Consider the following 9,091-nt stretch of genomic DNA (forward strand, 5'->3'; position numbering starts at 1 on the left):
TGGTATCAAATTCACCATGAGCTTTACGACCAGCCATCTTTCATGACTGCTGGGCGGCTACCTGCGTCGGTTATCACTGCTTCAATGCGACGATTTGCAGCATTTGCTCTAACTGAAATCTCATTTATTCTTGGTTGATCAACACCATAACCAAGCGATTTCACTCTGTTTGGGGCAATACCGTATTGCTGGATTAATATCTCAGCAACCGAAGATGCGCGTTCTTCAGAGAGCTTTCTATTGTGAAGGGCTGGTCCTTCAAGGGAAGCATGCCCTTGAATTTCAACATTTTTGTTGGGGTGTTCTTTTAAGAAATCAGCAAGTCGAGCTATTTCCTGCATATACTGAGGGCGCACAACACTTGAGTCTGCGAGAAAAGGAATGCCAATCTCTACATTACTCGTGTTGCTTCGATACTTTGTGCAGCCTTTTTCATCAACCTCCGTAAATGCAGGCGTAGATGGGCATTCATCTTGCGCATTTGCGATACCATCATTATCATCATCGGCAAATGTCGTAGCTGTTTCGACAGGAGCTGCCGGCATAGTTAAGTAGCTAGGCATAGCGGTTACTGTCATATATGCATTATCTTGCTGTTTTTTTTTCTGCAAGAATGCTTGTCTGCCAATCGTTGCAGCTACATCAAATTTTGGACAAATACTGTCTGCATTTAATGCAATTGGGTCATCAGTTAACTCTGTAATTTTTGGAAACTTGTCGGATGTAACGTTGAGCGTGTCGAGTAATTTACCCATCTCCGCAAGCATAGTTAAAATAGCTGACTGTCTGTCATATAGAGCCGCGATATAAGAACGATTTGATTGAAATGCTTCATTTTCAGCGTCAAGCACATCAAGTAACGTTCTTTGGCCAATATCAAACTGGTCTTTATAGGCATATTTTACTTTATTAGATGACTCTTTATGACTAGCAAGAGAAGGGATCTTATTTTGTAAAACCTGCACATTGTTATAAGCAACTTGAAGGTTTTGTCTGATTTCAATACAGGTTTGGTCGCGCTGATATTTAGCAACATTAATCTCTTGATAGGCTTGATCAAGATTCGCACTGTCTAAGCCACCATTGTATAAATTGTAGCGAATATCTATACCAACTCTTGCCTCAGAGCGAGTTTCATTTAAACCTAACTCATCTCTATCTTGCATTCCGTAGCGTGCAGATAAATCTACATTAGGATGAAATGCGGAGCGTTGTGAATCAGCATTCGCTTTTTGCGCTTCAATATTATACAGAGATGCGTAAAAGTTAGGGCTGCTTTTGTAAGCTATATCAAGAGCTTGATTGATGGTGATGGGAATTGCATCATCACTTAGTCTTGCTTTTGCTGTTCCTTTTGTTGGCAGCTCTCCAACAATGCGTAAATAGCGAGCACTTACATCATGCAAGTTTGCATACTCTGTCATAACATTCGATTGCGCAAGCGAGAGGCGACCATTAATTTGTTCAAGATCTGCTGCTCTAGCAACACCAGCACCAACGCTTTGCTCTATTTGCTGATAGACAGCCTCGTGCTCTTTTAAGTTATTTTCAGCAAGCTCAACTAACTCAGTGAACTTTTGCACATCTAGGTAAGCAATACTTGCCTGAAGTGCAATCTTTTCAGCTTGATCAAGTAGTTCAAAATAACGTATCAGTTGAATTCGTTCAAAGCGCTTAACTGTGTTCGATGTTCTAAAACCATCGTATAGCATTTGCCCTAATGTGAGCTCTGCGGTATTGCGGTTGTATTCATCTTCAATACCGTAGTTACGTTTTTCATAACCTGCACTCGCTGATACATCGACGGTTGGTAAATAACCTGAACGAGCAGCATCAATGCCATACATTGATGCTTTAAATGCATGCCAAGCTTGTTGTACTTCTGGGTTAGATGAAATTGCTTTATCAGATACATAATGCAAAGGCATTACAGAGGTTTGTTCTGCTTGTGCGTCGAATACACTTCCATTCGCTGCAAACATTAAAATAAGTAAAGCGCTGAGCTTTTTGCTAGTGAACTGCTTGCTTATAGCCATATGATCCTCTTTTTAGACTAAATTTTATTCACGCTAAGTTAAGGTTTAGCCAACAATTTCAAATACTGCAAATGATACTTTTGTGTTGCTTTTAGTTTTTTATTAATTGTTTTGTTTATTCGAATATTAGTTAAATAGTGCTGTTTTTTAGTGTTCACCTGTACCATAGTCCAGTAACAAAGTGTTACTTGCTGGCTAAGCTTAAGTTATACAAATGTATTACTCATAGTTTGAGGAAAAGCAAATGGACGCAAATCAATTACTGGTTATTGATGTACAAGGTTCTGCAGGCTTAGTGCAAGCGGATGGTTCTATAAAAGCCCTCTCAGTTGGCGATGTGATAACGGTAGGAGATACTGTTGTTACCGCAGATAACTCGACCATATTAATTGATGTACAAGGAGAGTCGTTGGCGATCCCTGCCAATAAATCAGTGACTATAACCCCTGACTTGCTAGCAAAAGAGACGCAAGATAACTCAGAGAATACCCTTTTCGATGATAGTATCGACGAAGCCATTGCAAGTTTAAATCAACCCAATCAACCAACCCCAGAGCAACAAACAGGCACTGATATCAGTGATTTTTTAGATGCGCTTGAAGGGGGGGGAGACATTTTAGATAATTTAGAGGCGACGGCTGCTGGTGGAGGCGGTGGTGCTGCATCTGGCGGAGGCACCTCGTTTGTAGAGCTAGCACGTATCGCTGAAGGTATCGACCCATCTAGTTTAGCATTTGATGACAGCTTTAACGCTGATAACACTGGCATTTTCTCTCCTAGAGATACAACTGATGGTGTTGTACCAGGTGATGAGTTAATTGCAACATTGAGTGTCAATGAATTAGGTCTTACTAATAATCCACAACCAGTTATATCAGGTACATCTGAAAACCTAGTAGGACAAACGGTCACGGTGACAGTAACCGACGCGAATGGTAATACCCAAGTTGTGACTGTTGTAGTCCAACCAGATGGTACTTTTGTAACCCCACCACTTGACCCATTACCTGATGGTCCAATCACTGTCGATGTGGTTGCTCTTGATCCAAATGGTGACCCTGTATCAGATAATATTGGCGCAAGTATTGATACTGTCGCGCCAGTTGTAACGATTGATACACTTACTGATTCAGCGATTCAAAATGTACTAATTACTGGCACAGTGTCTGGTATCAGCAGTGGTGATACTGTCACTATCACTGTTACAGACAGCGCAGGACAAGTGCAGGTAATAGCGACGCAAGTAGATGATCAAGGAAATTGGAGTATTACAACTGAAGCACTTGCTGAGGGGCTTTATACAGTCGTTGCATCGGCAGTTGATGAGGCTGGCAATGAAGGCAGTGATAGTGAAAATGGTCTAGTCGATCTGACTGCTCCCGTTATAAGTATTGACACCATCGGCGAAACAAATGATACCACGCCAACTATTTCAGGAACGGTAAGTGGAGTCACTGTTGGTAGTGAAATCACTGTCGTGATTACTGGCGCAGATAATACAGTGCAAACCGTAACTGCAATTGTTGCTGAAGATGGTAGTTGGATCGTTGATGTGCCTGATGCACTTGTTGAAGGTGAGTTTACTGTAACTGCAACAGCCGTTGATATTGCTGGAAATGAGGCGCAAGCAACGACCACAGGTGTTATTGATAATACAGCGCCTGTGATTAGTATCACGCCAATTGATGATACGCAGGACACTACGCCAAATATCAGTGGTAATGTTGTTGGTGTTCAACAAGGCACACTTGTTACCGTTGTTGTCACTGATATTAATGGTCAAGTTCAAACATTGACAACGGTAACCGATGCTGATGGGAATTGGAGTTTAGATGTTGTCGCAGATCTTGCTGAAGGGATTTTTGACGTAAGTGCATCCGTAACTGATGCAGCCGGAAATACTGCCCAAGCTGACACCCAAGGGGTTGTTGACTTGACGGCTCCTGACATAACGTTAACAGCTATTGCCAATACAAATGATACAACGCCAACCTTTGTCGGGCGAGTTGAAGGGGTGCCAGAGGGCACCGAAGTTACAATACAAGTTGTTGATAGTAATGGTCAGTCGCAAACGTTGACGGCGCTTGTTCTTGCTGATGGCAGTTATAGTGTTGATGCAATAAGCCCTTTGCCTGAAGGCAGTTTTACGGCAATTGCTACCGTTAGTGATGCTGCGGGTAACTCAGCATCTGCAAATACGACAGGTACCGTCGCATTTTCTCCTATTTCAATCACAATTGATTCTATTGCTGATAGTAATGACACAACACCATTGCTGAGTGGGCAAACCGATGGCGTAGCTACTGGAACGACAATTTCGCTGACAATTACAGCAAGTGATGGGCGGGTTATTAATTTACTCGCAATCACTCAAGCTGATGGAAGTTGGTCTATTCAATTGACAGAGCCTTTACCTGAAGGAGATTTTACAGTTGTCGCATCGGTATTAGATCCTCAAGGTAATGAAGCACAAGCAACCGCGATTGGTAATGTAGATTTAACAGTCAGTATTAATTTCATTATTGATACTAATGACACGACTCCAAGTGTATCTGGTTCAACACAAGATGTTGAACCAGGCGCAGTCGTTACTGTTACATTTACAGGAAGTGATGGAGCGACTGAAACTTTACAAGTTATTACCGATGCAAACGGTAATTGGACTGTTGAAGCAAGTACTGCATTGGCTGAAGGTCAATTCACAGTCACCGCGACAGTAACCGATGAAGTGGGTAATACAGCGACAGCAACAGAAATAGGGGTCATTGATTTAACCGATCCTACTATTTCAATCAATCCTTTAAATGATACTAATGACACAACTCCACTAATTTCAGGATCTGTTGCAGATGTACCAGCAGGAACGACAGTTACGTTAGTCATTACAGATAGTAATGGTGTTGTGCAAACGATAACAACCACCACAAATGCACAAGGTGTATGGCAAGTCGAAACTTTAAATGAGCTTGCTGAGGGAGATTATACTGTCACTGCAAGCGCAAGCGACGAAGCGGGTAACACCAGTTCAGCAACAGCAACTGGCACAATAGATTTAACTGCACCAATTATTAATATTAATGCAATTGCTGATAGTAATGACACCACGCCGACAATATCTGGCACAACACAAGGGTTAAATGCTGGTAGCACAGTTACAGTCACGGTTACCGACAGTAATGGGAGTGCACAAGTATTTGCAACTGTTACAAATGCCGATGGCAGCTGGTCGATTAATATTGATCAAGAGCTAGCTGAAGGCGAGTTCACTGTTGTTGCGCAAACTCAAGATGAAGCAGGAAATAGCGCACAAGACATTGAAACGGGTGTGATTGATTTAACAGCACCTACCATCACAATTGATGAGTTTAACGATTCTAATGATGTTACACCCATTATTTCAGGTATTGTATCAGGGGTTGATGCTGGCTCGGTTGTTACGATCATACTCGTTGATAGTAATGGAAATCAGCAAATACTGACGACCACAGTTAATGCAGATAGCAGCTGGCAAGTTGGTGCAAATCAAGTGTTGGCTGAGGGTGAGTTTACAATTACCGCAACAGTGAGTGATCCTGCTGGTAATCAAGCTCAAGATACGACGACAGGGATCATTGATCTAACCGCGCCAATTATAAGCCTTGATAACTTAGGAAGTAGTGCTGACAACACACCTACAATTTCAGGCACAGTGCAAGGCGTTGCAGCAGGCACACCGGTCACTTTAGTTGTCACAGATGCAAATGGCAATAGTCAGACGTTTACTGCAATCACTAATGATAATGGTGTATTTAGTGCAGACGTACCAGGCAGCCTTGCTGATGGGCAATACACGGTTACCGCTACGGTATCTGACTTAGCTGGTAATCAAGCCTCAGATTCAGAAACGGGTACGGTGGATAGTTCATCTTTAACTATCTTAATTGATGCGTTAGGCGAAACAAACGACACAACACCCAGTATTTCAGGTTCAACATTAAATGCAACAGCAGGTGATGTGGTCACGGTGGTGATTATTCCAGCTTCGGGTCCAAGCCAAACATTTACAACAACAGTTGATGCAAATGGAGATTGGAGTATCAATGTATCAGATGAACTTGCAGAGGGTGAGTTTACGATTGATGCCACTGTTACCGACCAATTTGGTAATACCGCAAATGATTCGATCACCGCAGTGGTTGATACGACTGCACCGCTTATTAGCATAGATACCATAGGCGCTATCAATGACAGTACGCCTTTAATTTCAGGCAGCTCACAAGGAGCGACGGCAGGTAATACAGTAACAGTTACTGTTGTCGACTCTCAAAATAATAGCCAAACCTATACGACAACTGTTGATGCTGATGGAAATTGGGCAGTGCCTGTTACAAGTGCAGTGTCGCAAGGGGAATTTACTATAACAGCCAGCATCACTGATAATGCAGGTAATACAGGCACGGATACTGAAGTTGGTACGTTCGATGGAATTAATCCTTTATTAACGTTAGATTTTGATCCTTTGACTAATGACAGTACGCCGTTGATCACAGGCACAACTGATGTCACTGCAGGCAGTATTGTTACTGTCAACGTTACTGACAGCGATGGCGTGGTACAAACGCTTTCTGCGGTTGTGGCTGCGGACGGAAGCTGGTCAATCAGCCCTAATACGCCTCTAGCTGAAGGGGCGTTCACGGTGACAGCAAGTGTAGAGGATGAATCTGGCAATCAAACGCAAATCACTCAAAACGGTGTTGTTGATCTCACTGCTCCAATTATTACGATTGACAATTTGGGAACGGTCAACGATACAACGCCTACAATTAGCGGACAAACGAATGAGCCTGCGGGTAGTATCGTTACGGTTGTTGTCTCAGATGGTATTAACAGCTATGAATTTAGCGCAACCGTTAATGCTGATGGCAGTTGGTCTGGGGATGTGCCTGCAGAATTAGACGATGGCAACATCAATGTTACAGCGTCAATAACTGATGCTGCAGGCAATCAGGCCCAAGCAACGAATAGCTTTATTTTAAATAGTGCTGCGCCTAGCATTGCAATAGATGCAATCAACGAAACCAATGACACAACGCCAGCTATAAGTGGCACCTCAGATGCCCCTAATGGCAGCGTCATAACTATAATTGTTGAAGACAGTAATAACAACAGCCAACAGCTTACTGCAACAGTGCTGAATGGTCAGTGGAGTGTAGAGATACAGCAAGCTTTAAGTGAAGGCACATTTACTGTTAATGCGTCAGTAACAGTTGATGGCTTGACCAGTGATGCTGCTGCTCAAGGCGTAATTGATGTAACAGCGCCGACAGTCAGTATTGATGCCTTAGTAGATAGCAACGATGTAACTCCGATCATTACGGGTCAGACGTCAGGTTTGGCGGCTGGTAGTGTCGTAACACTCACAATTACTGACAGTGCAGGAGCCGTTCAGACAGCATCTGTTGTTATCTCGCAAGATGGTTCATGGTCAGCAGAAGTTAGCAATGCGCTGGCTGAAGGACAGTATTCTGTATTAGCTGAGGTGGTAGATAATGCAGGCAATGAAGCGAGCGACTCTCAATTAGGTATCATCGATTTATCTGCGCCTACAATTAGCATTGATGCTATTGCTGATACAAATGACGTTACACCTACTCTAACGGGTCAAACAACAGGTGTACCGCAAGGCACGCAGGTAACTTTATTAATAACAGATAGTTCGGGTAATACCCAAACTTTAACTACTACCACATTAGCTGATGGATCATGGTCTGTTGATGCTGAGGTTATTATTGCTGAAGGAAGCTTCACTGTCGAAGCATCTGTGAGTGATGTTGCTGGAAACTCTGCTTCAACCTCGGCAACCGGTTTAATTGATTTAACAGCCCCTACTATTAGTGTTGATCCATTGTCAGATAGTGCTGATGTAACACCGCTGATCAGTGGTGTAGCGAATGGTGTGGCAACAGGTACACTTGTTAATTTAGAAATCACCGATAGTGCTGGTAATGTTCAAACAGCGACAGCGATTGTTCAAGCGGACGGCAGCTGGTCTGTTGAGCCTAGCGTAGCAATTGCTGAAGGAGAATTTACTGTTGTTGCTACAGTACAAGATACTGCAGGAAATCAAGGATCTGACACCGCAACGGGTAATATCGATATCACAGCACCAAGTGTATTCATCGATCCTCAAAATATCACAAATGATACAACCCCAGTATTCTCAGGACAAAGCTCAGGCGTTCCTGCAGGTACTGAGGTTAGACTAACGGTTACCGACAGTGCTGGTAATATTCAAACTTTAATTGCTATTACTAGTGCTGACGGAAGCTGGTCAGTTGCTGCAACTGAAGTACTTGCCGAGGGTAATTACACTATTGAAGCAGAAGTTTCAGATGCGGCAGGTAATACTGGTACCGATAGTGCCACTGGTGAAATCGACATTACCGCACCGACGATTAGCCTTGATACCTTGGCCGATAGTAATGATGTGACACCGCTGATTAGTGGGCAAACCACCGGAGCGGCTGTGGGCAGCTTAGTGCTGCTTACTATCACTGACAGTGCCGGTAATGTACAAAGTGCGACAGCGACGGTGCAAGCGGATGGCAGTTGGTCTGTTGAGCCAAGTACGGCATTAGCTGAAGGTGATTATACCGTGGTGGCCACCGTGAGCGACGCGGCGGGTAACGAAGGCAGCGATACTGAAACAGGCACCATCGATGTGACGGCACCAACGATTAGCATTGATGCGCCAGCGCTGACCAACGACAATACGCCGACGGTCACAGGCACCTCAGACTTAGCCAATACCTCACTCGCCGTGACCTTTACCGATGCTGATGGTATCAGCCATACCGTGACAGTCACCACTGATGCTTCAGGCAATTGGAGCGCCGAAGCAGGGCAAGCCTTAGCTGATGGCAACTACACAGTCAGTGCCAGTATCAGCGATGCAGCAGGTAATAACAGCAGTGCCAGTGACAGTGGTGAAGTCGACACCATTCCACCGGAGCTTGCTTTTGTGCCGACCTTCTTACTGGGTCAACTGGTGACCTTAAGTGGTACATCAGATTTAC

2 protein-coding genes are annotated in these 9,091 nt (G+C 43.7%); one reads left to right on the forward strand and one right to left on the reverse strand.

The annotated features are described in order from the left end of the window. Positions 1-23 precede the first annotated feature (23 nt). Positions 24-2,036, reverse strand: a complete 2,013-nt coding sequence (locus L1266_RS10665) for a TolC family outer membrane protein (protein ID WP_235377505.1) — start codon at positions 2,034-2,036, stop codon at positions 24-26. A 244-nt stretch (positions 2,037-2,280) separates the two neighbouring features. Here L1266_RS10665 and L1266_RS10670 point away from each other — a divergent pair. Next, the coding region (locus L1266_RS10670; RefSeq protein ID WP_235377506.1) for an Ig-like domain-containing protein at positions 2,281-9,091 on the forward strand (6,811 nt) is incomplete at its 3' end.

The sequence above is a fragment of the Pseudoalteromonas sp. Cn5-37 genome, assembly GCF_021532495.1.
Lineage (GTDB): Bacteria > Pseudomonadota > Gammaproteobacteria > Enterobacterales > Alteromonadaceae > Pseudoalteromonas > Pseudoalteromonas simplex.